Consider the following 20616-nt stretch of genomic DNA (forward strand, 5'->3'; position numbering starts at 1 on the left):
CTCCCTGCGCGCCAAGGGCTTAAAACAAGCGCCTTCTCTCTGACGTTGCAGGAACCTCTCTCATGGAAAGCAGCTGGCTGACCCACGCCAAACGCCTGCAAGCCATCGCCTCCACCGGCCTGCATTTTTGCCGCGACGTGCATGATCGCGAGCGCTACCAGGAAGTCGCCGAGATCGCCCACGACATGCTCGCGCAACTGGGCAACGTGCCCCTGGAGCGCATCAACGAACTGGTCTCGGACTTCGCCCAGCGCTACTCGACGCCGATGGTGGAAGTGCGCGGCGCGCTGATCGAGAACGGCAAGATCCTCCTGGTGCGCGAGCAGCACGACGGACTCTGGGCCCTGCCCGGGGGCTACGCCGATGTGGGCCTGTCGGCGGCGCAGAACATCATCAAGGAAATCCGCGAAGAAGCCGGGCTGCAGGTTTCGGTGCGCCAGCTGTACGGCCTGCGGCACAAGGCCAAGGGGCCCTACAAGCCCGACCACCGGGACTTCTACAAGCTCTACTTCCTCTGCGAACGGCAAGACGCCGAGGCCCCGATGGCCGGCAGCGAAACCAGCGACGCGGCGTTCTTCGCCCCAGACCAGTTGCCGCCGCTGTCCCAGGGACGCACCGTGGAACGGGATATCCAGGAGGCCTTCGACTTCCACGAAGGCCGGCGCAGCGTGGCCCTCTTCGACTGAGCGTGACGGCGCCGATGTAAAGCACACTTGACATGAAAAAGCGCCCCGCCTAATGTAAAGGACACTTTACTAAAAGGAGATCGCCCATGGGCACCAAACGCTATTTCAGGGAATTCGGCCTGGCCTTGCTGGCCTACATCGCCTGCGTGCTGCTGAGCAGCCACTGGCTGGCGGACATGAACCCGGGCCCGGGCAAGATCGCCCTGGCCCTGGTGCCGGTGATCCCCATGGTGGCCATGGCCCTGGCGGTGGTGCGCCAGTTGCGGCGCATGGACGAACTGGCCCGGCGCATCCAGCTCGAAGCCCTGGGCCTGTCCTTTGTCTGCACCGCGCTGATCACCTTCAGCTACGGCTTCCTGGAAACCGCCGGCCTGCCCCGGCTCTCGATGTTCTACGTATGGCCCGTGATGGGCCTGGTCTGGGCCCTGGCCACGGTGGCCGGCGTGCGGCGCTACCGATGAACAACCAACTGCGCGAACTGCGCACCCGGCAAGGCTGGTCCCAGGCCGAACTGGCCACCCGCCTCGAGGTGTCACGGCAGACGGTGAATGCCATCGAGACCGGGCGCTACGACCCCAGCCTGCCCCTGGCGTTCAAGATTGCCCGGGCCTTCCAGCTGCCCATCGAAAGCATTTTCAGCCCCGACGAGGACTGAACCGCCGGTGAACCAATCTGGCCCAAGGGTGCACCGCTTTCGCCCCCGGGCCACAGGCACCCGGTGCAGGGGCACGGGCATCGGCTATAACTGCTGGGGCGCCCGGCCCTGCCGTCAAGGATTGGCACGGCGCCTGCAACAGCGTGGCATCACTGCGACCAGGGACAGGCCCATGACCCAGCACGAACCCGGCAACGACTACCCCTTGAGCGAAGTTCCGCAGCACGCCCGCAAGGGCCTGGCCTCCATGGCCATGGTGCTGCTGGGCTTCACCTTCTTCACTGCCACCATGTTCGCCGGCGGCAAGCTGGGGGTGGCCTTCGACTTCACCACCCTGCTGGTGGTGATCCTCGTCGGCAACCTGCTGCTGGGGATCTACGCCGCCAGCCTCGGCTACATCGCCTTCAAGAGCGGGCTGAACACGGTGCTGATGGGGCGCTTCTGCTTCGGCGAACGGGGCAGCAAGCTCAGCGACCTGATCCTGGGTTTCACCCAGATCGGCTGGTACGCCTGGGGCACCGCCACCGCCGCGGTGGTGCTGGGCAAGTATTTCCAGCTGGATCCGGGTGCGGTACTGGGGCTGATGCTGCTGTTCGGCATGGCCTTCTGCGCCACCGCCTACATCGGTTATCGCGGCCTGGAGATCCTGTCCTGGATCGCGGTGCCGGCCATGGGCCTGCTGTTGCTGCTGTCGATGTGGGTGGCCACCCGGCAGGTCGGCGGCCTCGACGGTTTGCTGGGGGTCACGCCTAGCGCCAGCCTGGACCTCTCCAGCGCCATCACCCTGGTGTTCGGCACCTTCGTCAGCGGCGCCACCCAGGCCACCAACTGGACCCGATTTTCCCGCTCGGCGCGGGTGGCGGTGAGCGCCAGCCTGATCGGCTTCTTTATCGGCAACGGCCTGATGGTGCTGATCGGTGCCTACGGCGCCATCGTCTACCAGCAGCCGGACGTGGTCGAAGTGCTGCTGCTCCAGGGTTTTGCCATGGCGGCCATGGCCATGCTGCTGTTGAACATCTGGAGCACCCAGGACAACACCATCTACAACTTCGCCGTGGCCGGCTGCAACCTGTTGCGCACCGATCGGCGCAAGACCGTGACCCTGGTGGGCGCGCTGATCGGCACCCTGCTGGCGATGCTCGGCATGTACGACCTGCTGGTGCCCTACCTGATCCTGTTGGGCACGGTGATTCCGCCGATTGGCGGGGTGATCATGGCGGACTTCTTCTACCGCTGGCGCGGCCGCTACCCGCGCCTGGCCGACAGCCAGTTGCCGGCCTGGAACTGGCCGGGCCTGGCCGCCTATGGCCTGGGCACCCTGGCGGCCTTCTGCTCGCCCTGGGTCGCGCCGTTGGTGGGCATCGGCGTAGCAAGCCTGAGCTGTGTCCTGCTCAGCGCCTGGCTCGGCGCCCGCACCAGCGCCACCCTCGACGCCCGGGCCTGAACCCGGGCCTTGCCCTCCCGGCGCGTTCCGGGTCTATCATGACCCGCCCCGAACCACCTGCCTGCTTCGACCGGTACCGGTTGAAGCACAGCCCAATGACCGAGGGACAAGGGCCGCCGCCCGGATCCCACGGCTGAACCGCTGATTGCCCGACCCGAGGAACCGCTCCGATGCTGATCACCAACGCCCGCCTGCGCCACCGTGAAGGCCTGCACCAACTGCACCTGGAAAACGGCCGCATCGCCCGCATCGTCCAGCAGGGCCCGGACGCCCCCACCGCCGCGCCGGCCTTCGGCCCCGAGCACCTGGATGCCGGCGGCAACCTGGTGGTGCCGCCCTTCGTCGAACCGCACATTCACCTGGACGCCACCCTCACCGCGGGCGAGCCGCGCTGGAACATGAGCGGCACCCTGTTCGAAGGCATCGAGTGCTGGGGCGAACGCAAGGCCACCATCACCGCCGAAGACACCCGCGCCCGCGCCCACAAGACCATCCGCGCCCTGGCCGCCCACGGCATCCAGCATGTACGCACCCATGTCGACGTCACCGACCCGGACCTCACCGCCCTCAAGGCCATGCTCGAAGTGCGCGAGCAAAGCGCGCACCTGATCGACCTGCAGATCGTCGCCTTCCCCCAGGAAGGCATCGAATCGTTCCGCAACGGCCGCGAGCTGATGGAAGAGGCCATTGGCCTGGGCGCCGATGTGGTGGGCGGTATTCCGCACTTCGAATACACCCGCGACCAGGGCGTGAGCTCGGTGAAGTTCCTCATGGACCTGGCCGAACGCACCGATTGCCTGGTGGACGTGCACTGCGACGAAACCGATGACCCGCACTCGCGCTTTCTTGAAGTGCTGGCCGAAGAAGCGCGCAGCCGGGGCATGGGCTCCCGGGTCACCGCCAGCCACACCACCGCCATGGGCTCCTACGACAACGCCTACTGCGCCAAGCTGTTCCGCCTGCTGGGGCATTCGGGCATCAGCTTCGTCTCCTGCCCCACCGAAAGCATCCACCTGCAGGGGCGCTTCGACAGCTTCCCGAAACGCCGCGGCGTGACCCGGGTCAATGAGCTGCTGGAGGCCGGGATGAACGTGTGCTTCGGCCAGGACTCGATTGTCGACCCCTGGTACCCCCTGGGTAACGGCAACATCCTGCGGGTACTGGAAGCCGGCCTGCACATCTGCCACATGCTCGGCTACCGCAACTTGCAGAACGCCCTGGACCTGGTCACCGACAACAGCGCCAAGGCCCTGGCCCTGGGCGAGCGCTACGGCATCGAAGAAGGTCGCCCGGCGAACCTGCTGATCCTGTCTGCCGACAGCGATTACGAAATGATCCGAAGCCAGGGCCTGGCGCTGTACTCCATCCGCCACGGCAAGGTGCTGATGCAACGGCAGATGGCCCAGGTGCAATGGCAAGACGCATGACCTGCAAAAAACCGTAGGCGCCAGCTTGCCGGCGAAGGCGCCCGTCAGATCGCTTTCGCCGGCAAGCCGGCTCCTGCAAGAAGCTACAAGCGCACGGCCTGACCAAACAGGCAGACCCGGCGCAGCTCGCCATCCTGTTCCTCCAGGCGCAACGGCGCGGTGCCGCCGGGCATCACCACCTGCACCTCGCCAGCCTTGACCCAGCCCACCCGCCACGCCGCGCTGGCCACGGCGCTGGCGCTGGTGCCCGACGACGCGGTCGGCCCTTCGCCGCGTTCGAACACCCGGGCGACGATGCGCTGCGCCGATTCCCGCGCCGCCCATTGCAGGTTGACCCCCGCCGGGCAGGGTTCGCCGCTGCCCAGGGGCAAGGCAAAAGCAGTGGCCGTCAGCCCTTCGGCCAGTGGCGCTTCGAGCATCTGCGGGTTGCCGGGCAAGGCCTCGGCATCCTCCAGCAGGGTCACGCAGTGGGGGTTGCCGATGCGCACGAACTGGCTGTGCTCCCACCGCGGGTCGAGTGCCTGCAACGGTGCCACCCGGCTCAGCTCGCGACCGTTCAGGGTCACCGCCTCGACGCCAATGGCGGCCACCGCCTCGGGCCCGAAGGACGGCTGGCCGAGGTCCAGCCAGAACCCCGGCACCCCCGCCACCCGGGCCGGCTCCACCACGGTGGCCACCGGCGAGGTACCGGTGGGCTGGTCATGGTGCACCTGCAACAGGGTTGGCCCCTGCTCGGCCAGCAACCCCTGCTCGGCCAGGGCCTGGGAAAAGATCGTCAAACCATTGCCACTGCGCTCGGCCAGGGTGCCGTCGGTGTTGACGATCAGCAGATCGAAGGGCGCCACGTCCTGGAACGGCCCCACCAGCAGACCGTCGCTACGGTGGGCCTTGGCCCCCGGCGGTCGGGTGCCCGGAGCCCAGTCACAGAGGGCGGCGATGGCCTGCTCGCTCCACAAGCGCCTGTCCCGCGCGGCCTGGGCGGCGCTGCCGGGCAAGGCGACCCCCAGGCTGCGCAACCGCGCGGGTGTCACCACCCCATAGATGTTGCCCCGTGCATCGTAGAACGCCGCCATCACACCGCCTCCTGGAAAACCGAGCCGCTGACATTACGGAGAAACCGGCGGCTCGACCAGAGGCCTGGAGACTCCCGGTGAGCGCGCGGGGCATCGCCACGCCTCGGCTCAGCGGATCGGCAGGGCCATGGGCCGGATCGGCGCGGCGTCCGCGCCACGCAACTTGAGCGAGGCACCGATAAAGGCGAACTGGTAGACCTTGTCCCGGGCCAGCCCTTCCAGGTTCACCAGCTCCATGATCGGCGCGCCCTGCATCGCCAGCAGGTAAGTGTGCAGCGGCAGGTAGTTGCCCTCGACCTCGGACGGGAAGGTTTCAAAGCTCAGGTTGTCCGCCCCCACCACCATGGCGCCGCCCTCTTCCACCAGGAACTTCGCCGCGTCCAGGCTCAGGCCCGGCGGGTTGGCCATGTAGCGCTGGGCATTGTCGTAGTCACGCATGCGCCCGGTGCGGATCAGCACCACGTCGCCCTTTTCCAGCGCCACCTTCTGCCTGGCCAGGGCCTGCTGCAGGTCGGCGCGGGTGACCCGGTAGCTGTCCGCCAACTGCTCCAGGCCCTTGGCCGCGGGCACATCGATCAGCACACCGCGAGCAATGATCGGCGGCAGTTTTTCCGCACCAGTGACGTTCCAGCCGCGGTCCCCCAGGTGCTGGTCGGCGCGGTAGCCGTTCCAGATCTTGCCGTTGAGGCCGAAGTGGTTCAGGGCATCGATATGGGTGCCCATGTGGGCGTACATCGACACCGCCGAACCGCTGTAGCTGACGTGCTGGTTCATTGGCTCGCCCACTTGCATCGGGTCGGCGATCACGTTGCCGTGGGGGGTGTGGGTCATCCACATCTGGTAAGGCGGGTCGCCGGCGGCCTGCCAGCTGGGCATGCCGACAAAGTAATCCACCGCCAGGTCATAGGCCTGTTCACCAGTGACCCGGGCCATGATCGCCGCCCGGGAATGGGGGGTGATCAGGTTCAGGCGACCGATCTCGTCCTTGGGGCCCCATGGGCTGATGCCCACCTCGGGCCGGGCCGCCTCGGCGGCACTGCACAGCCCGCTGACCAGGGACAGGGCCAGTAGCCCGGAAACCATCTTCGACATTGCGCGAATCGCCATGACAACACTCCTGTGAAATGAGGTGCCCATGGTATTGAGTGGCAGATCAGAGATAATCAGCCATTTCGTGGATACATATTCAACCCGGGAGAAACAATATGGATGTGTTGTTGGCCATGCGCACCTTTCGCCGGGTGGCGGAACGCTCCAGTTTCAGCCAGGCCGCCACCGACCTCGGGCAGTCCACGGCGGCGGTGAGCAAGCAGGTGCGCCAGTTGGAAGAGCGCCTGGGCAGCCTGTTGATCCTGCGCACCACCCGACGCATGAGCCTGTCGGAAGCCGGGCAGCGCTACTTCAGCGAGTGCTGCCACCTGCTGGACGAACTGGACGCCCTGGAGCGGGCCACCCAGGCCGGCCTGCACGAACCCGGCGGGCGCCTGCGAGTGAATGCGCCACTGTCCTTCGGGCTCAAGGTGCTGTCGCCGATCCTGGTGGCCTTCATGCAGCGCTACCCGCAATTGCAGGTGGACCTGACCCTCAACGACCAGGTGCTGGACGTGGTGGGCGAAGGCTTCGACGTGTCGCTGCGGATTCGCCGGCAACTGGAGGACTCCTCGCTGATCGCCCGCCAGCTAGGGCAGGTGGAGCAGATCATCTGCGCCGCGCCGGCCTACCTGCAGGCCGCGGGCACGCCGGCAAGCATCGCCGACCTGCATCAGCACCGCTGCCTGGCCTACCGCCTGGCGGAACACCCGGGGCGCTGGCACCTGCAAGGCCCGGAAGGCCAGACGCGGCTGGAGCTGCCGGTGCATTTTTCCGCGGACAACAGCCTGCTGCTGGCCGACATGCTGGTGGCCGGCCTGGGCATCGGCGCCCTGCCGGGCTTTGTCGCCCAGCCATTGCTGGACAGCGGCCAACTGCTGCGGGTGCTGCCGGACCAGCACCTGCCCGGGCGGCATATCTATGCGCTGTACCCCAGCCAGCGGCACCTGTCGCAGAAGGTCCGGGTGTTCGTGGATTTCCTGGTGGAAGCGCTGCAGGCCCGCTGAACCTCAGCCGGCCGTGGGCACTTCCAGGCCGACCTTGACCCGGTTCATCGCCACCAGGGTCTTGAAGCGCTTGACGTTGGGGTTGTCGAAGAACAGTTCGCGGGTCAGCTGGGTGTACTGGGCCATGTTGCGCACGCAGAAAATCAGCACGAAATCGCACTCGCCGGCCACGTAGTAGCACTGCTGGACCTGGGGGCAGGCCTGGAAGTTGCGCTTGAGGGCGTCGATCTGGTCGATGCGCTCACTCTCCACTTGCACCTCGACGATGATGCTCAGTTCGTGCCCCAGGGCATCCGGCGCGACGATGGCGCTGTAGCGCTCGATCACCCCCTCGTCGCAGAGGCGCTTGAGCCGCCGGTTGACCGCCGCGGTGGACAGGTTGACCCGCAGCCCCAGCTCGCTTTGCGCGGTGCTGGCGTCACGTTGCAGCTCGGCGAGCAGCTTCAGGTCGTAGGCGTCGAGGCTGGCATTCATGGGCAGGAAAACTCCGGGAAGGAACGGCACGCACTGCAACGTTTTTGTGCAAAGCCGCCGATTATGCGAAACAAACCGCCGGCCTGCGCAAATTTATTTCACCCGCAACCCTGTGCAGAAGCACTGCGCTGCGGATTTCTGCAACCTTCGAGGGCCAGATTTGTCACAATCCCCACCCGGCCGCCATCACGCCATGGGGGCATCAGGCGGCCGGCAGCGAGTTCGATCGCCAAGGATTTTTATGACTGCCAGCAACACCCACTTCCAGGCCACCCCCGGCCGCCTCGAACAGATGTCCACGCGCATCGCCTTTTTCATCGCCGGCTTCGGCATTGCCGCCTGGGCCCCGCTGGTGCCCTACGCCAAGGCCCGGGCCGGGCTCGACGAAGGCACCCTGGGCCTGTTGCTGCTGTGCCTGGGGGTGGGTTCGATCCTTGCGATGCCGATTGCCGGCGCCCTGGCCGGGCGCTTCGGCTGCCGCAAAGTGATGGCCGGCGGCACCCTGCTGATCTGCCTGGCCCTGCCCTTGCTGGCCACCCTGACCTCGATTCCGCTGCTGATGGCCGCGCTGTTCATGTTCGGCGCCGGGCTGGGCGGCGTGGATTCCACGGTCAACCTGCAAGCGGTGATTGTCGAGCGGGCCAGCGGCAAGACCATGATGTCGGGCTTTCACGGGCTGTTCAGCCTGGGCGGGATCGTCGGCGCCGCGGGGGTCAGCGCCCTGCTCGGCCTGGGCTTGTCGCCACTGGGCGCGACCCTGGTGGTGATCGCCCTGATGCTGCTGGCGCTGCTCAAGGCCGCGCCGCACATGCTGCCCTATGGCAGCCAGAGCTCGGGCCCGGCCTTTGCCGTGCCCCATGGTGTGGTGCTGTTCATCGGCTGCCTGTGCTTCGTGGTGTTCCTCGCCGAAGGCGCGGTGCTGGACTGGAGCGCGGTCTTCCTCACCGCCGAGCGCGACCTGGATGCCGCCTACGCCGGCCTGGGCTACGCCGCCTTCGCCCTGACCATGACCCTGGGCCGCCTGACGGGCGATGCCATCGTCCATCGCCTGGGCGCGCGCCGGGTGATCATCATCGGCGGCACCACGGCCGCCGCTGGCCTGTTGCTGGCGACCCTGGCCCCGGCCTGGGAGGCGGCGCTGGTGGGTTATGCCCTGGTGGGCGCGGGTTGCTCGAACATAGTGCCGGTGCTCTACACCGCCGTGGGCAAGCAGAACGTCATGCCCGAAAGCATCGCCGTGCCGGCCATCACCACCCTGGGTTACGCCGGCATCCTGGCCGGGCCGGCGGTGATCGGCTTCATTGCCCATGGCAGCAGCCTGAGCGCGGCCTTCGGCCTGATCGCCGTCCTGCTGCTGGCAGTGGCCGCCAGCGGCAAGGTACTCAAGGTCTGAGCCACTGAAGCAGCCATGGGCCGAACTCTGCGTTGCGTCAGAGATTCGCCGGCAAGCCGGCTCCTACAGGCGCCATCGTCATGTAGGAGCTGGCTTGCCAGCGAAGGGGGTCAGAAGCCGACGCTGGCCTGGACAAAGAAGGTCCGGGGCGCGCCCACATAGATCCCCGAGTTGTTGTCGCTGGAACGGGTGAAGTACTGGCGGTCGAAGACGTTCTTCACGCCGGCCCCCAGCTTCAGGTTCGACAACTGCGGCCCGAAGTCATAGCCACCACGGATGTTCCACAGCACATAACCCGGCATGTCGCCGTACCGGCCATCGGCGCTGCCATCGGTGATGTAGTTGCCGTTGAAGCTGCCGTTGGCGTTCACCCCGGTGCCCGGCGAGTGCTGCTTGGACTGGGCGAAGGCATCGATGTTGTAGGTCCAGCGGTCAATGTCGTAGCGCAGGCCGACAGTGGCCACCTGGCGCGAGTAGAACGGCAGGTCGCGGCCCTTGAAGCCGGGGATCTCGCCTTCATAGCTGGCGCGGGTGTAGGTGAAGCCGGCGTTGGCGGTCAGGCCGTCAAGGCGTGGGTCCAGGGCTGCCAGGTCGTAATGCATCGAGGCTTCCAGGCCCTGGTGCTTGGTGGCCCCCAGGTTGGTCCAGCCCACGTCGTTGCTGATGTATTGCAGCTCGTCGTCGAAGTCGATGTAGAACAGCGTCACTTCACCGCCCCATACATCGTCGTTGTAGCGGGTGCCGATCTCGTAGGTCTTGGCCTTCTCCGGGCTCAGGCCGTTGGCCGTCTGGTCGCCCTTGCCGCCCTGGCCCAGCTGGAAGTACTGCAGGCTGCCAAAGGAAGTCTCGTAGTTGGCGAACAGCTTCCAGGCATCGGACAGGTGATACATCACGCTCAGGGCCGGCAGCGGTTCGTTGCTGTCGATGCTGCGGCGCTTCTCCTGCACTCGCACGCCGTTGGTGCCCGGGACCGGCCGGTCGTGCCAGTTGGTGCTGATGTCCTCGAAGCGGATGCCCGGGGTGATGGTCCAGTTGCCGACGTCGATCTTGTCGTCGATGTAGTAGGCATTGGCCTCGGTGCCGCCGGTACGGTCCTGGTAGACATGGCCGTCGGAATCCGCGGTGAGCACCGGCTGGTTGTTCACCAGGGCCACGCGGCTGGCCTGTTCATGCATGCCTTCCTTGAGGTAGCGATAACCCACGCTGACTTCCTGGGTGGTGGGCCCCAGGTCGAACACATGGGACACCCGCGGCTCGATGCCGAAGGTGTAGTAGGTGCGCGGGTAGGAGACCAGGGTCTTCTGGTCGCTGGCGGCAATGTTGCTGCCGCGGAAGCTGTCGGAGTAGTAGGTCAGCACTTCGAACTGGGTGCGGTCGTCGACCTGACGCTGGTACTTGAAGGACACATCCTTGCGCCGGCCGCTGAAGTTGTCCCAGTCGCGATCGGAGTCGTAGGGCTTGGCGTCGTACTGCTTCTGGGTCAGGCCGCCGGGCATGTCGGCGGTGGCGTCGTAGTAATGCAGGTTGAACCAGAACTCGTCCTGCTCGGTGGGTGCCCAGTGGGTCTTGAGGATCACGTCGTCGATGTCGTTGCCGTTGTTGCCCTCGCGGTAGCCATTGCCGTTGACCCCGGAATACAGCAGCGCCACCCCCAGGCCGTTGTCCGCAGTGCCGCCGAGGAAAGCCGTGTCGATGTGCTTCCAGCCGCCCTGCCGTGAGGTTTCCAGGGTGGTGCCGATTTCCCCGGTGGCCTTTTCCGGAATCGCCCGGGTCACGAAGTTGATCACCCCGCCGACGTTCTGCGGCCCGTAGCGTACGGAACCGGCGCCGCGCACCACATCGATGCTGTCCAGGTTGCCGGAGGAAATCGGCGCCATGGACAACTGCGGCTGGCCATAGGGTGCAAAGGCCGCCGGCACGCCGTCGATCAGCACCGTGGAGCGCGGCGACAGGCGCGAGGTCAGGCCGCGCACGCCGACGTTCAGGGAAATATCGCTGCCACCGGTGCCGTTGGCATCCTGGACCTGCACCCCGGGCACCCGGCGCAACACGTCACCGACGTTCATCGCGCCCTGCTCCACCATGGCCTCACGGCGGATCACTGTGCGTGCACCGGGGTGGTTCTGGACCTTTTGCACATCGGCATCGCCCAGCCAGTCGCCCACCACGCTGATGCTGCTGGTGCCCAGTTCCAGGGCACCGCCCGTGGCTGCCGGAGCCGGGCTCAGGGTCACCGAACCGCCGTCGATCCGGTATTGCAGGCCACTGCCCTGGAGCAACTGGCCCAGGGCCTGTTCCGGGGACAGGTTGCCGTCCACCGCCGGGGCCTGCTTGCCGGCCACCAGCTCGGGGCTGAAGAACACCTGCAACGAGGTCTGCAGGCCCAACTGGCTCAGGGCCTGGCCCAGCGGCTGGGCCTGGATGTGAATGGCGGCTTGCCCGGCCTGGGCCTGGGGCAAGGCCGCACTGACCGCCAGGGCCAGGGCCAGGGGCAGCCAGCGGCGCGCGGGCAACGGGGATACGGCGGGAGAAACGGCTATTTTTTTCACGTCGGCGGCAGTCCTGTCGATCACACTAAGGTGCGTCTGTTAATGCAAACCAGTTGCAGTTGGACAAGAAGACGATGAACTGAAAAAAAACCTGAATCTAACGTGAAAAAATTTCCTGGCTACCGTCGGCAAGGGTCCGCACCTCCACCGGCAGGATGCTCGGCAGGGCCTTGAGCAGGGCCTGGGTGTCGTCGGACTTGAATACGCTGGTCAGGCGCAGCTCACCCACTGCGGCGCTGGCCACCCGCAGGGGCTGTTCGCGATAACGCGAGACTTCGGCCACCACCTCAGCCAGGGAGGCGTTGTTGAATACCAGCTTGCCGCTGCGCCAGGCCGTGAGCGCCTCGGGGTTCACCGCGTAGGCCTGAGCCACCTTGCCGTGCTCATCGACATGGGTGCCCTGGCCCGGGGTCAGGGCAATGAAATCATCCGTCGCGGCGTCGCGCCCCTGCACCTTGACCCGGCCCTGCTCCACCGCCACCCGGGTCTGGCGTTCATCGCGGCGCACATCGAAGCGGGTGCCGGTGACCGTGACCTTGCCCGCTCCCGCCGCCACCACGAAGGGCCGATCCGTGTCGTGCTCGACGTTGAACAGGGCTTCGCCTTCCACCAGCTCGATCAGCCGCTGGTTCCGGGCATAACGCACCTGCAGGTGGCTGCGGCTGTTCAGGTCGATCTGCGAGCCATCGGGCAAGGCCACATGGCGGCGCTCGCCCAGGGCGGTCACGAATTGCGCACTGTAGGAAACCGGCTGGTTGAGGCCACTGAACAGCCCCAGGCCCACGGCCAGCGCCGCCACCCCGGCAGCCAGGGCAAAGCGCAGCAGCGGGCGCCGCCGGGCCTTGGCCGGCGGGGTGGCGCACAGCGCTTGCAGGCGCGCCCTGGGCACCAGGTCGGTGGCCGCCCACAGGGCTTCGAGCAACTGGAACTCGTGCCGGTGCTGCGGATCCTCGGCCAGCCACTGCTGGAACTGCAGTTGCTGCTCCGGGCTCACCTCGGGCTCCTGCAGCCGCGTGAACCAGGCCGCCGCCTCGTCACGAATCCTGGCCTGCGCGCTGGCGCAATCGCGGCTGTCCATCATGCAAATTCCTGTTTGGCAGAGGGTGAGAAATCGCCACGACTGATCATGGGGCCGACCCGTCCAGACGGTCGCGCAGATGCCGCAGGGTGCGGATCATATACTTTTCCACCATGTTCTTTGACAGCCCCAGGCGCTCGGCGATCTCGGCCTGGGTCAGGCCCTCGATCTTCTGCCAGACAAACACCTTGCGACAGTTGACCGGTAACTCGCCAAGCGCCCGTTCGATGGAATCGGCCAACTGGATCGCGTGCATGAAATGCTCCGGGTCGCCGCTGGGCGACACGCTGAGGTGGACCCCCTGTTCTTCCAGGGCACCGCGCCGGTCTTCTCGGCGAAAGGCATCCACGGCGATATTGCGCGCGGTCTGATGCAGGTAGGCCCGCGGCTGCTGCACCGTGGCGGCATCGGATTCCAGCACCCGGACAAAGGTGTCGTGGGCCAGGTCCTCGGCCTGCTGGCGATTGCGCAAGCGCCGGGTCCAGGTGCCGATCAACTCTTCGTAGTGCTCGAAAAAGCCTGGTCTGCGGGGCGGCTTGGCTGTCATCGCGGGGCGCTGGGGAAGTGGGGCGTGAATAGTAATGCTTCGCATTAATGCAGGCAATGGATTCACCGCCCACCTCGCGCCCGGCGGTCGGCCCTAGCGGCTGTACCAGCGCGGCGACTCGACAAACAGGTGAGTCTGCCCCGCCACCAGCCAGTCCCCCAGGCACTGTTGCAGGTGGGCCAGGCAATGCACGGCCAGGTAGATTTCGTGGTACGGAATGACCATCAGGCGCAGGCTCAGGCCCATGGGCCCGCCTTGTACAATCGGTTCATCTCGGCGCCCTTGTTTTATTTATACCGAACATTTAACCGATATAATGAACGGCTAAATTTATCTGCGTCAAGAGAATCAAGGATGATTTAATAGAGATATGAACGATAAAACGAACGACCCAACCTCCCTGTCGCCCATCGGCCTGCTGGCCATGGCCATCAAGCGCGAGCGCCTGAACGCTGGTTTCTCCGTTTCGGAACTGGCCAAGCGGGCTGCGGTGGCCAAGTCCACCCTGTCCCAGCTGGAAGCCGGGCTGGGCAACCCGAGCATCGAGACCCTGTGGGCCCTGGCCCAGGCCATGGGCTTGCAGGTGACGCGGTTTTTCCAGCAACCGGCGCATCAGCTGAAAGTCATCCGTGCCCACGAAGGCACCACCGCCCATGCCGAGGATGCCCACTACGCGGCGACCCTGCTCGATGACTGCCCGCCGGGGGCGCAGCGCGACCTGTATCGCCTGAAGGCGCAACCCGGCCAGGCGCGCCAGTCCAAGGCCCACCTGCCGGGCACCGTGGAACACCTGGTGATCTGCAGCGGGCGGGCCCTGGCCGGGCCTGCGGACAGCCCGGTGAGCCTGGAGGCCGGCGACTACATCCGCTACAGCGCCGACCTGCCCCACGTGTTCGAAGCCCTGGAGGCCGACACCACGGCGATCCTGGTCATCGAACATCGCTAGAGCCCGGGCATTTATCTGCAGGGCCAAGTCTGGAATCATGGCCCACCGCCTCAACAGGAGTGAGCATCAATGCCGTATTTCTCCCGCCGCGCGCCCCTCCTCGGCCTGCTGCTGGCCAGCCTTGCCGCCCAGGCCGCCCCCAAGCAGGACCAGGACCTTCACATCTACTACAGCATGGTGCCCGGCCAGTTCATGCTGATCGGCAAGGAGCCCGATGGCGGGCCGACCTATTCGGGCACCGCGGTGATCCGCTACGAGAACCAGGCCCTGACCCTGGTCAAGACCATCGACGGCAAGACCACCACCGCCACCGGCAAAGTGGAACGGGCCACCATGGCCGAGGCCGATGTGCTGCGTTTCAGCTGGCCGGGGCACAACGCCACCTGCCTGGTGCGCGGCGACTTGGACAACTACTCACGCTTGAGCTGCTACTGGACCCGGGACGGGGTGGACCACAAGGAACCGGGGCTGGAGGCCTATTTCCCCACCGAAACCTGGCCCGGCCATCAGGACTGAAACCCGCCCTTCTGTGCTCCCACACTTTAGCGAGCCACGCCATGATCCAGATCGTCGAATACAGCAACCCCCACCATCGCCAGCCCGTGATCGACCTGTGGAACCGCAGCTTCGGCTACGACACGGCCCACAACACCCCGAGCCTGGCCATCGACCGCAAGCTCGCGGTGGATGACGCTCTGTTCTTCGTCGCCCTGGACCAAGGACAGGTCATAGGCACCCTGATGGCCGGCTATGACGGCCACCGCGGCTGGCTCTACGCCCTGGCGGTGGACCCGCAACAGCGCCGGCTCGGCACTGGCCGGGCCCTGGTGCGCCATGGCGAACAAGCCCTGCAGGGCCGCGGCTGCCTGAAGATCAATCTGCAGATCCTCAGCAGCAACGCCGCCGTGCAAAGCTTCTACCAGGCCCTGGGCTATCAGGTCGAACCGCGGATCAGCATGGGCAAGGTGATCAGCGCCAACCTCCCCGAACACCTGCGTGGCTAGGGGCCGCCGCCCCGCCCTCACCAGTTGTGCCGGTTGCTGCGCGGTGGCGCCAGCAGTTGCTGGGCCAGGCTGGCAGCCGCCAGCGGCGAGGCACTGTGCAACAGCGGATAACCCCAGAACTTTTCATAGGTATCGGCAAAGGCCTCGACCCCGGCCTGGACCTCGGGCTCCGGGGCGATGACGATCATGGCCTTGATCCAGCGACGGATCGCCGCCTTGTTGCGTTTCATCCATAACGCCCCCTGCTTGAGCAATGCCTTGCTCTGCTCGGTGTTGCGCTGCGCAGGATCGGGCATGGCATCGCTCATCAGGACGAAGGCCTGACCGCGCTGCATCAACGCCTCCAACTGCTGGAACGGCTCGACTCCCGGCTGCCCGGCGCCTTTGGCGGGGCGCATCCAGACCAGGGGAAAATGCTGATGATCGAAGTACATGGGAACACCTCAAGAAAGCTGACAAACAAGAATGGTTATCATCTTCCCGTACAAACCTGTCCGCATCAGTCGAGATTGACAAATTATTGATCAATCCGGCCAAACGACCACAGTGATGGAGGTGGCCGTGGCGGTTTTGCAGGCGCTGGTGTGCGTCAAGCAAGGCCCTGCGAGCCTTTGCGCAGCCTCGCGGGCGCGGCGGCTACAGGGGTAGGTCGTGTTCCAGGGCCTGGCGGCGTTCGGCAAAGAAGCGCCCCGGCGGCTGGCCGACGGCTTTCTTGAACATGCGGATAAAGGCGCTGGCGCTGTCATAGCCCAGGGTCAGCGCGACCCGTTCCACCGAGTCGCCCCGGCCCAATTGCTTGAGCCCCAGAAGAATGTGCAACTGGCGCTGCCAGCGGCCGAAGCTCAGGCCGGTCTCGGCCACAATCAGACGGCTCAGGCTGCGTTCGCTGAGGCCGATCTGCTCGGCCCATTGCCCAAGGCTCAGGCGGCGTTCCGGCTGTTCAAGGATCTGCCCGGCCAGGCGCCGCAGCTGTTCATGCCGGGGCATGGGCAGGTGGATCTGCTCCCGGGGCGCCGCCGCCAGCTCGTCCAGGGCCACGGCCATCAACCGCCCCTCGGCACCCTGCTGGTCATAGAGATAGGGCAATTGCGCGCAGCGTTGCAGCAGCTCCTGCAATAGGGGCGACACTGCCAGGGTGCAGCAGGCCTGCGGCAGTGAGCGGGCATGCTCGGGTTCGACGAACAGGCAATAGCCCAGGGCGTTCTCCAACCCCTGGACCCGATGGTCGGTGGCGCTGGGGATCCATACCGCGCATTGCGGCGGTGCCAGCCACAGGCCCTCGGCGCTCTCGCAACTGAGCACGCCGGACAATGGGAACAGCAGCTGGGCCTTGCGGTGGCTGTGCCACGGCCGCTCCCAGCGCTGTTCCTGAGTCGAGATGCGCAAGGCGCACACCGGGCGCGCAATCGCATCCGGATCCTGGGGCTGATCCTGTTCGTTCAAGACGGGCATCCACCTTCCTCCACGGCATCGGGCCATGCCCGCCATCCGTCTGACGGCCAGGCAAGCCCTGCAAGGTCGAGGATTGTGCCGGGCCCCTGGGGGTTAGCCAAGAACCGCGGGGCACACCGCTATTCATCCCAGTGCCCTAGCGGTAATAGCCATAGCGATAGCAGCAGCCGTGGTAGTGCCCGGGGTAAACCACGCAACCGCCCAGGGAGAGCAGGGTGGCCATGACAATCAGCAGTGCAATGCGACGGGACATGGTGAATTCCTCATGGGTTCAGTGATACGACCGGCAAGCGCCGCTGGCGACCATCGCCAGCCGTGGCTGCACGGTTACTGATTCAACGGCGTAGCGCGCAGAGATCCGTCGCCGCCCCTGCACAAATATTTCCAGCCGCCGCTGCCCGCGCCCTGCCCCCGCCAGCTGAACCCGGGTTGAACCAGGCGCGGATAAAAATTTCATTTGCCCGCGACGGATTCCCCGCCCATCTATCGTTGAACCCATCAGCTGCGTTCATCAGCGAACGCAGGCCTGAAGGAGTCATCATGAAGCTTGTCCGTTCCCTGCTGCGTCTGCGCACATTGCTGCTGATCCCCCTGGCACTTGGTGCGCTGGCAAGCACGCCCTCCTATGCCGAAACCATCATCATCCAGCAGGCACCACCGCCCATGCGCTATGAGCCGATGCCGGTGGCCCGCCCCGGCTACGCCTGGGACCGAGGCAACTGGCGCTGGCGCGGGCACGGCTACGTCTGGGTGCCCGGCCACTGGCAACCGGTGATGCAGCGCGGGCGCTGGATGCCCGGCCATTGGCAGGCCCATGGGCCGCGCTGGTACTGGGTCGAAGGCCGCTGGGTGCGCTGATGCCGTGATGCCCTGGACTACCCCGTTAGCGCACCGAGACTTGCCCACTTGAACGAAACCGACCCGGATCTGGAGTTGCTCAAACGCATCGGCAACAACGACGCGCAGGCCGTGAAGGAAATGGTCACGCGCAAGCTGCCGCGCCTGCTGGCCCTGGCCAGCCGGCTGCTGGGGGATGCCGACGAAGCCCGGGACATCGCCCAGGAGAGCTTTCTGCGGATCTGGAAACAGGCCGCCAGCTGGCGCAGCGAACAGGCACGGTTCGACACCTGGTTGCACCGGGTGGCGCTGAACCTGTGCTACGACCGCCTGCGCCGGCGCAAGGAACATGTGCCGGTCGATAGCGAGCACGCCTGCGAGGCCCTGGACACCCGCCCGGCGCCCGATGAACAACTGGAGGCCAGCGCGCAGAGCCGGCGCATGGCCCAGGCCCTGGACCAACTGCCGGATCGCCAGCGCGAGGCGATCGTCCTGCAGTACTACCAGGAACTGTCCAACACCGAGGCCGCGGCGCTGATGCAGATCAGCGTCGAAGCCCTGGAAAGCCTGCTGTCGCGGGCCCGGCGCAACCTGCGCAGCCACCTCGCCGAGGCCCCCGGCGCGGACCTCTCAGGAAGGAGAAAACCATGACCCCCGAACGCTTCGTGCACCTGGCCGACGCCTATGGCGCCGACCTGCAACGCTGGCCCAGCGCTGAACGCGCCGCCGCCCAGGCCCTGCTCGACTGCGGTGATGCCCAGGCCGTGGCAGCCCTGCGCCAGGCGCACTGGCTCGACAGCCAGCTGGACCGCTACCAGGTGCCCGCACCGAGCCCGGCCCTGGCCCAGCGCATCATCGCCGCCGCGCAGCAGCCCGGCGCGCCGTTCTGGAGCCGCTACGCCGGCTGGCTGGCCTCCCTGGGCTGGGTCGGGGTCGGCCTTACCGGAGTCGCCGCCGGCATGCTTGCGGTGGCCCTGAGCCTGCCGCTGTCGACCTCCGCCGAGGCCCTGCCCAGCGTGTTCGACCAGAGCGATGCGGAATTCGTCCTGAGCATCAATGCCGAGGAGGCCGAACAGTGAGCCTGTCCATGCGTGCGCTGAAAACCTGCCTGGTGCTGTCACTGCTGCTCAACGTGTTCCTGATCGGCGGCGTGGCCGGCGGCCTCTATCAGTGGCTTGGCCACCCCAAGCCGGCCCAGGCCCTGGCGGTACCCCAGCACGGCCTGCGCCAGGCCATGGCGCAGATGCCGGAAGAGCGCCGGCGCCAGTTGCGCCAGTTGCTGCGCCAGACTCGCATCGACAGCCAGCCGCTGATCATCGCCGGGCGCGAGGCGCGCCAGGCGGTGGTGCGTGAACTGGGGGCCGAACCACTGGACCGCAATGCCCTGGATGCCCAACTGGGCAAGTCCCGGGATGCCGACATCGCCCTGCGGGCCCGGGTCGACGAGGTCCTGGCCGACTTTGCCGGCAGCCTGTCGCTCAAGGAGCGCCAGCAACTGGTGGACGCCATGTACCTGCGGGGCCCGGGGAAAAACCGCGCAGCCAATAAAGATTGAAGGCCCGGCGACGGATTTCGCCCCGGGCCACGTTCAACCCTCAACCGCCCGCGATGGCCGCGGGCCCACTGCCCCCCTCAGGAAACCGCCCATGCTTCGTACGATCCAAAGCATTCTCATCGCCACCTTGCTTGGCACCACCCTGGCAGGCTGCGTGGTGGCCCCGGCCCATCCTCGCCGGCCGCCACCGCCGCCGCCCATTGTCGAGGTGATTCCGATGGCGCCGGCGCCGAGCTATCACTGGGTTGCCGGGCATTACCGCTGGCACGCCGGCCAGTGGGTCTGGACACCGGGGCATTGGCGCTATTGATGGCTAGCCGGCCACCGCTTCCAGCAGCCAGGCCTTGAACGCGCCCATGGCCGGGGTTTCGGCCCGGGACTGCAGGCGGGTCAGCCAGTAGCTGCCGGTGACAATGCCGATGTCGAAGGGCTGCACCACCGCGCCACTGGCCAACTGGCGCTGGAACATCAAGGGCGGCGCCAGGGCCACGCCCAGGCCTTGCAGCGCCGCTTCGAGCATGCCCAGGGACGAGTCGAAGACCACGCTCTGGGGCAACAGGCTGTTGGCCCCCAGCCCCGCCGCCTGGAACCACTGCGGCCATTCGTCGGTGCGGTAGGAGCGCAGCAAGGTCTGCCCCAGCAGGTCCGCCGGGCTGTGCAACTGGCGGGCAAGTTCCGGCACGCACAAGACCGACAGTGGCGCCTGCAACAACGCCAGCGCCTCGATGCCGTGCCAGGCCCCGGTGCCAAAGCGGATGGCATAGTCCAGGCCCTCCGCCGCCACGTCCACCCGGTTATTGTTGGTGCTCAGGCGCAGGTCGACATAGGGATGGCGTGCCTGGAAGTCCTCCAGCCGCGGCAGCAGCCAGCCCACGGCGAAGGTGCCCACCGCGCCCACCGTCAGCACTTCACGATAGTGCCCACCCTCGAATCGTCCCAGGGTCTGGGCGATGCGGTCGAAGCATTCGCGCAGCACCGGCAGCAGGGTCTCGCCTTCGCTGGTGAGCATCAGGCCCCTGGGCAGGCGCTTGAACAGGGTGACGTTGAGCTGGGCCTCCAGGCTCTTGACCTGGTGGCTGACCGCCGCCTGGGTCACGCACAGCTCGATGGCCGCACGGGTGAAACTCAAGTGCCGGGCCGAGGCTTCGAAAGCCCGCAGCGCATTCAGGGGCAGATGGGGACGGAGCATGGGCATTCCCTAGTTTTTCTAATGGCTCGTGCGAAATATGGTCGTTTGTCGATCTGCCCTAAACTGCCTACATTGGCCTCGCTCGCGCAGCACCGGCCACGCCCTCCTGTGCCAGGAAGGCTTCGCGGGCAGGCCGCCCGGAGCGTTCCCACGAAGAACGCCGGGGCCGCAAAGCCGCTGGGACAAACGCGGCGTACATAACCAGAACCCA

25 protein-coding genes are annotated in these 20616 nt (G+C 66.5%); 15 read left to right on the forward strand and 10 right to left on the reverse strand.

The window, feature by feature from the left end; translation table 11 throughout:
• Positions 1-62 precede the first annotated feature (62 nt).
• The 5 genes from AC1RMG_RS21150 to codA all read left to right on the forward strand — a co-directional run bounded on the left by AC1RMG_RS21150 (position 63) and on the right by codA (position 4212).
• Entirely contained in the window at positions 63-686 is a 624-nt protein-coding gene (locus tag AC1RMG_RS21150) for an NUDIX hydrolase (protein ID WP_103408075.1), read from the forward strand.
• Positions 687-772: 86 nt separating this feature from the next.
• Positions 773-1147, forward strand: a complete 375-nt coding sequence (locus AC1RMG_RS21155) for a hypothetical protein (RefSeq protein ID WP_011062314.1) — start codon at positions 773-775, stop codon at positions 1145-1147.
• A complete protein-coding gene (locus tag AC1RMG_RS21160) occupies positions 1144-1341 on the forward strand; it encodes a helix-turn-helix transcriptional regulator (protein WP_015636377.1) in 198 nt (65 codons plus the stop codon). The genes AC1RMG_RS21155 and AC1RMG_RS21160 overlap by 4 nt, the downstream gene beginning before the upstream one ends.
• Positions 1342-1513: 172 nt before the next feature.
• Positions 1514-2785 carry a cytosine permease gene (codB, locus tag AC1RMG_RS21165; protein WP_493170157.1) on the forward strand — a complete coding sequence of 424 codons (1272 nt, stop codon included), beginning with the start codon at positions 1514-1516 and terminating at the stop codon, positions 2783-2785.
• A gap of 170 nt (positions 2786-2955) precedes the next feature.
• Positions 2956-4212, forward strand: coding sequence for a cytosine deaminase (gene codA / locus AC1RMG_RS21170; RefSeq protein ID WP_210458347.1), 1257 nt, complete (start codon positions 2956-2958; stop codon positions 4210-4212).
• Positions 4213-4295: 83 nt separating this feature from the next.
• Here codA and AC1RMG_RS21175 read toward each other — a convergent pair whose 3' ends face one another.
• Together AC1RMG_RS21175 and AC1RMG_RS21180 are read right to left on the reverse strand one after the other, a co-directional pair.
• Positions 4296-5285 carry a diaminopimelate epimerase gene (locus AC1RMG_RS21175; RefSeq protein ID WP_401025903.1) on the reverse strand — a complete coding sequence of 330 codons (990 nt, stop codon included), beginning with the start codon at positions 5283-5285 and terminating at the stop codon, positions 4296-4298.
• A gap of 108 nt (positions 5286-5393) precedes the next feature.
• A complete protein-coding gene (locus tag AC1RMG_RS21180; RefSeq protein ID WP_493170160.1) occupies positions 5394-6392 on the reverse strand; it encodes a cyclase family protein in 999 nt (332 codons plus the stop codon).
• Between the two features lie 98 nt (positions 6393-6490).
• Between AC1RMG_RS21180 and AC1RMG_RS21185 the strand changes: the two genes are divergently transcribed.
• Positions 6491-7381 carry a LysR family transcriptional regulator gene (locus AC1RMG_RS21185; protein ID WP_011062320.1) on the forward strand — a complete coding sequence of 297 codons (891 nt, stop codon included), beginning with the start codon at positions 6491-6493 and terminating at the stop codon, positions 7379-7381.
• 3 nt (positions 7382-7384) lie between these two features.
• Here AC1RMG_RS21185 and AC1RMG_RS21190 read toward each other — a convergent pair whose 3' ends face one another.
• A complete protein-coding gene (locus AC1RMG_RS21190; RefSeq protein ID WP_011062321.1) occupies positions 7385-7855 on the reverse strand; it encodes an Lrp/AsnC family transcriptional regulator in 471 nt (156 codons plus the stop codon).
• Between the two features lie 241 nt (positions 7856-8096).
• On the opposite strand from AC1RMG_RS21190, the gene AC1RMG_RS21195 reads away from it, so the two are divergent.
• Positions 8097-9248 (forward strand): MFS transporter, encoded by a 1152-nt coding sequence (locus tag AC1RMG_RS21195; RefSeq protein WP_011062322.1) that lies wholly within the window; start codon positions 8097-8099, stop codon positions 9246-9248.
• A 110-nt stretch (positions 9249-9358) separates the two neighbouring features.
• On the opposite strand, the gene AC1RMG_RS21200 is transcribed toward AC1RMG_RS21195, so the two are convergent.
• The 4 genes from AC1RMG_RS21200 to AC1RMG_RS21215 all read right to left on the reverse strand — a co-directional run bounded on the left by AC1RMG_RS21200 (position 9359) and on the right by AC1RMG_RS21215 (position 13668).
• Positions 9359-11797, reverse strand: coding sequence for a TonB-dependent siderophore receptor (locus AC1RMG_RS21200; RefSeq protein ID WP_493170162.1), 2439 nt, complete (start codon positions 11795-11797; stop codon positions 9359-9361).
• A 97-nt stretch (positions 11798-11894) separates the two neighbouring features.
• On the reverse strand, positions 11895-12878 hold the full coding sequence (locus AC1RMG_RS21205; RefSeq protein WP_493170164.1) for a FecR family protein: 984 nt from the start codon (positions 12876-12878) through the stop codon (positions 11895-11897).
• Between the two features lie 43 nt (positions 12879-12921).
• Positions 12922-13422: a sigma-70 family RNA polymerase sigma factor gene (locus tag AC1RMG_RS21210; RefSeq protein ID WP_011062325.1), complete on the reverse strand. Its 501-nt coding sequence runs from the start codon at positions 13420-13422 to the stop codon at positions 12922-12924.
• A 93-nt stretch (positions 13423-13515) separates the two neighbouring features.
• Positions 13516-13668, reverse strand: coding sequence for a hypothetical protein (locus AC1RMG_RS21215; protein ID WP_011062326.1), 153 nt, complete (start codon positions 13666-13668; stop codon positions 13516-13518).
• A 124-nt stretch (positions 13669-13792) separates the two neighbouring features.
• On the opposite strand from AC1RMG_RS21215, the gene AC1RMG_RS21220 reads away from it, so the two are divergent.
• From AC1RMG_RS21220 to AC1RMG_RS21230, 3 genes are all read left to right on the forward strand, one after another.
• Entirely contained in the window at positions 13793-14368 is a 576-nt protein-coding gene (locus AC1RMG_RS21220; protein ID WP_011062327.1) for a helix-turn-helix domain-containing protein, read from the forward strand.
• A gap of 69 nt (positions 14369-14437) precedes the next feature.
• The gene (locus AC1RMG_RS21225) at positions 14438-14884 is read left to right on the forward strand and encodes a hypothetical protein (protein WP_015636386.1); all 447 of its coding nucleotides are present in this window, start codon (positions 14438-14440) and stop codon (positions 14882-14884) included.
• Positions 14885-14925: 41 nt separating this feature from the next.
• Positions 14926-15372 carry a GNAT family acetyltransferase gene (locus AC1RMG_RS21230; protein WP_011062328.1) on the forward strand — a complete coding sequence of 149 codons (447 nt, stop codon included), beginning with the start codon at positions 14926-14928 and terminating at the stop codon, positions 15370-15372.
• A 17-nt stretch (positions 15373-15389) separates the two neighbouring features.
• On the opposite strand, the gene AC1RMG_RS21235 is transcribed toward AC1RMG_RS21230, so the two are convergent.
• Both AC1RMG_RS21235 and AC1RMG_RS21240 read right to left on the reverse strand, forming a co-directional pair.
• Positions 15390-15806, reverse strand: coding sequence for a hypothetical protein (locus AC1RMG_RS21235; protein WP_493170166.1), 417 nt, complete (start codon positions 15804-15806; stop codon positions 15390-15392).
• A 202-nt stretch (positions 15807-16008) separates the two neighbouring features.
• Positions 16009-16824, reverse strand: coding sequence for an AraC family transcriptional regulator (locus AC1RMG_RS21240; RefSeq protein WP_011062330.1), 816 nt, complete (start codon positions 16822-16824; stop codon positions 16009-16011).
• 540 nt (positions 16825-17364) lie between these two features.
• Between AC1RMG_RS21240 and AC1RMG_RS21245 the strand changes: the two genes are divergently transcribed.
• The 5 genes from AC1RMG_RS21245 to AC1RMG_RS21265 all read left to right on the forward strand — a co-directional run bounded on the left by AC1RMG_RS21245 (position 17365) and on the right by AC1RMG_RS21265 (position 19526).
• Positions 17365-17682, forward strand: a complete 318-nt coding sequence (locus tag AC1RMG_RS21245; protein ID WP_041119210.1) for a YXWGXW repeat-containing protein — start codon at positions 17365-17367, stop codon at positions 17680-17682.
• Positions 17683-17730: 48 nt separating this feature from the next.
• On the forward strand, positions 17731-18312 hold the full coding sequence (locus AC1RMG_RS21250; protein WP_015636390.1) for an RNA polymerase sigma factor: 582 nt from the start codon (positions 17731-17733) through the stop codon (positions 18310-18312).
• Positions 18309-18740: a hypothetical protein gene (locus AC1RMG_RS21255; RefSeq protein ID WP_011062333.1), complete on the forward strand. Its 432-nt coding sequence runs from the start codon at positions 18309-18311 to the stop codon at positions 18738-18740. The genes AC1RMG_RS21250 and AC1RMG_RS21255 overlap by 4 nt, the downstream gene beginning before the upstream one ends.
• Positions 18741-18748: 8 nt before the next feature.
• Positions 18749-19216, forward strand: coding sequence for a periplasmic heavy metal sensor (locus AC1RMG_RS21260; RefSeq protein ID WP_401155683.1), 468 nt, complete (start codon positions 18749-18751; stop codon positions 19214-19216).
• A gap of 91 nt (positions 19217-19307) precedes the next feature.
• Entirely contained in the window at positions 19308-19526 is a 219-nt protein-coding gene (locus AC1RMG_RS21265; RefSeq protein ID WP_011062335.1) for a YXWGXW repeat-containing protein, read from the forward strand.
• A 3-nt stretch (positions 19527-19529) separates the two neighbouring features.
• On the opposite strand, the gene AC1RMG_RS21270 is transcribed toward AC1RMG_RS21265, so the two are convergent.
• Positions 19530-20405 (reverse strand): LysR family transcriptional regulator, encoded by an 876-nt coding sequence (locus AC1RMG_RS21270; protein ID WP_011062336.1) that lies wholly within the window; start codon positions 20403-20405, stop codon positions 19530-19532.
• Positions 20406-20616: the final 211 nt, after the last annotated feature.

Source organism: Pseudomonas sp. GW822-FHT04H02, assembly GCF_058800645.1.

Bases quoted from the DNA above. Each gene is read 5' to 3' on its own strand.
- AC1RMG_RS21150 (WP_103408075.1), top strand. From the start codon at position 63: ATGGAAAGCAGCTGGCTGACCCACGCCAAACGCCTGCAAGCCATCGCC.
- AC1RMG_RS21155 (WP_011062314.1), top strand. From the start codon at position 773: ATGGGCACCAAACGCTATTTCAGGGAATTCGGCCTGGCCTTGCTGGCC.
- AC1RMG_RS21160 (WP_015636377.1), top strand. From the start codon at position 1,144: ATGAACAACCAACTGCGCGAACTGCGCACCCGGCAAGGCTGGTCCCAG.
- codB (WP_493170157.1), top strand. From the start codon at position 1,514: ATGACCCAGCACGAACCCGGCAACGACTACCCCTTGAGCGAAGTTCCG.
- codA (WP_210458347.1), top strand. From the start codon at position 2,956: ATGCTGATCACCAACGCCCGCCTGCGCCACCGTGAAGGCCTGCACCAA.
- AC1RMG_RS21175 (WP_401025903.1), bottom strand. From the start codon at position 5,285: ATGGCGGCGTTCTACGATGCACGGGGCAACATCTATGGGGTGGTGACA.
- AC1RMG_RS21180 (WP_493170160.1), bottom strand. From the start codon at position 6,392: ATGGCGATTCGCGCAATGTCGAAGATGGTTTCCGGGCTACTGGCCCTG.
- AC1RMG_RS21185 (WP_011062320.1), top strand. From the start codon at position 6,491: ATGGATGTGTTGTTGGCCATGCGCACCTTTCGCCGGGTGGCGGAACGC.
- AC1RMG_RS21190 (WP_011062321.1), bottom strand. From the start codon at position 7,855: ATGAATGCCAGCCTCGACGCCTACGACCTGAAGCTGCTCGCCGAGCTG.
- AC1RMG_RS21195 (WP_011062322.1), top strand. From the start codon at position 8,097: ATGACTGCCAGCAACACCCACTTCCAGGCCACCCCCGGCCGCCTCGAA.
- AC1RMG_RS21205 (WP_493170164.1), bottom strand. From the start codon at position 12,878: ATGATGGACAGCCGCGATTGCGCCAGCGCGCAGGCCAGGATTCGTGAC.
- AC1RMG_RS21210 (WP_011062325.1), bottom strand. From the start codon at position 13,422: ATGACAGCCAAGCCGCCCCGCAGACCAGGCTTTTTCGAGCACTACGAA.
- AC1RMG_RS21215 (WP_011062326.1), bottom strand. From the start codon at position 13,668: ATGGGCCTGAGCCTGCGCCTGATGGTCATTCCGTACCACGAAATCTAC.
- AC1RMG_RS21220 (WP_011062327.1), top strand. From the start codon at position 13,793: ATGAACGATAAAACGAACGACCCAACCTCCCTGTCGCCCATCGGCCTG.
- AC1RMG_RS21225 (WP_015636386.1), top strand. From the start codon at position 14,438: ATGCCGTATTTCTCCCGCCGCGCGCCCCTCCTCGGCCTGCTGCTGGCC.
- AC1RMG_RS21230 (WP_011062328.1), top strand. From the start codon at position 14,926: ATGATCCAGATCGTCGAATACAGCAACCCCCACCATCGCCAGCCCGTG.
- AC1RMG_RS21235 (WP_493170166.1), bottom strand. From the start codon at position 15,806: ATGTACTTCGATCATCAGCATTTTCCCCTGGTCTGGATGCGCCCCGCC.
- AC1RMG_RS21240 (WP_011062330.1), bottom strand. From the start codon at position 16,824: ATGCCCGTCTTGAACGAACAGGATCAGCCCCAGGATCCGGATGCGATT.
- AC1RMG_RS21245 (WP_041119210.1), top strand. From the start codon at position 17,365: ATGAAGCTTGTCCGTTCCCTGCTGCGTCTGCGCACATTGCTGCTGATC.
- AC1RMG_RS21255 (WP_011062333.1), top strand. From the start codon at position 18,309: ATGACCCCCGAACGCTTCGTGCACCTGGCCGACGCCTATGGCGCCGAC.
- AC1RMG_RS21260 (WP_401155683.1), top strand. From the start codon at position 18,749: ATGCGTGCGCTGAAAACCTGCCTGGTGCTGTCACTGCTGCTCAACGTG.
- AC1RMG_RS21265 (WP_011062335.1), top strand. From the start codon at position 19,308: ATGCTTCGTACGATCCAAAGCATTCTCATCGCCACCTTGCTTGGCACC.
- AC1RMG_RS21270 (WP_011062336.1), bottom strand. From the start codon at position 20,405: ATGCTCCGTCCCCATCTGCCCCTGAATGCGCTGCGGGCTTTCGAAGCC.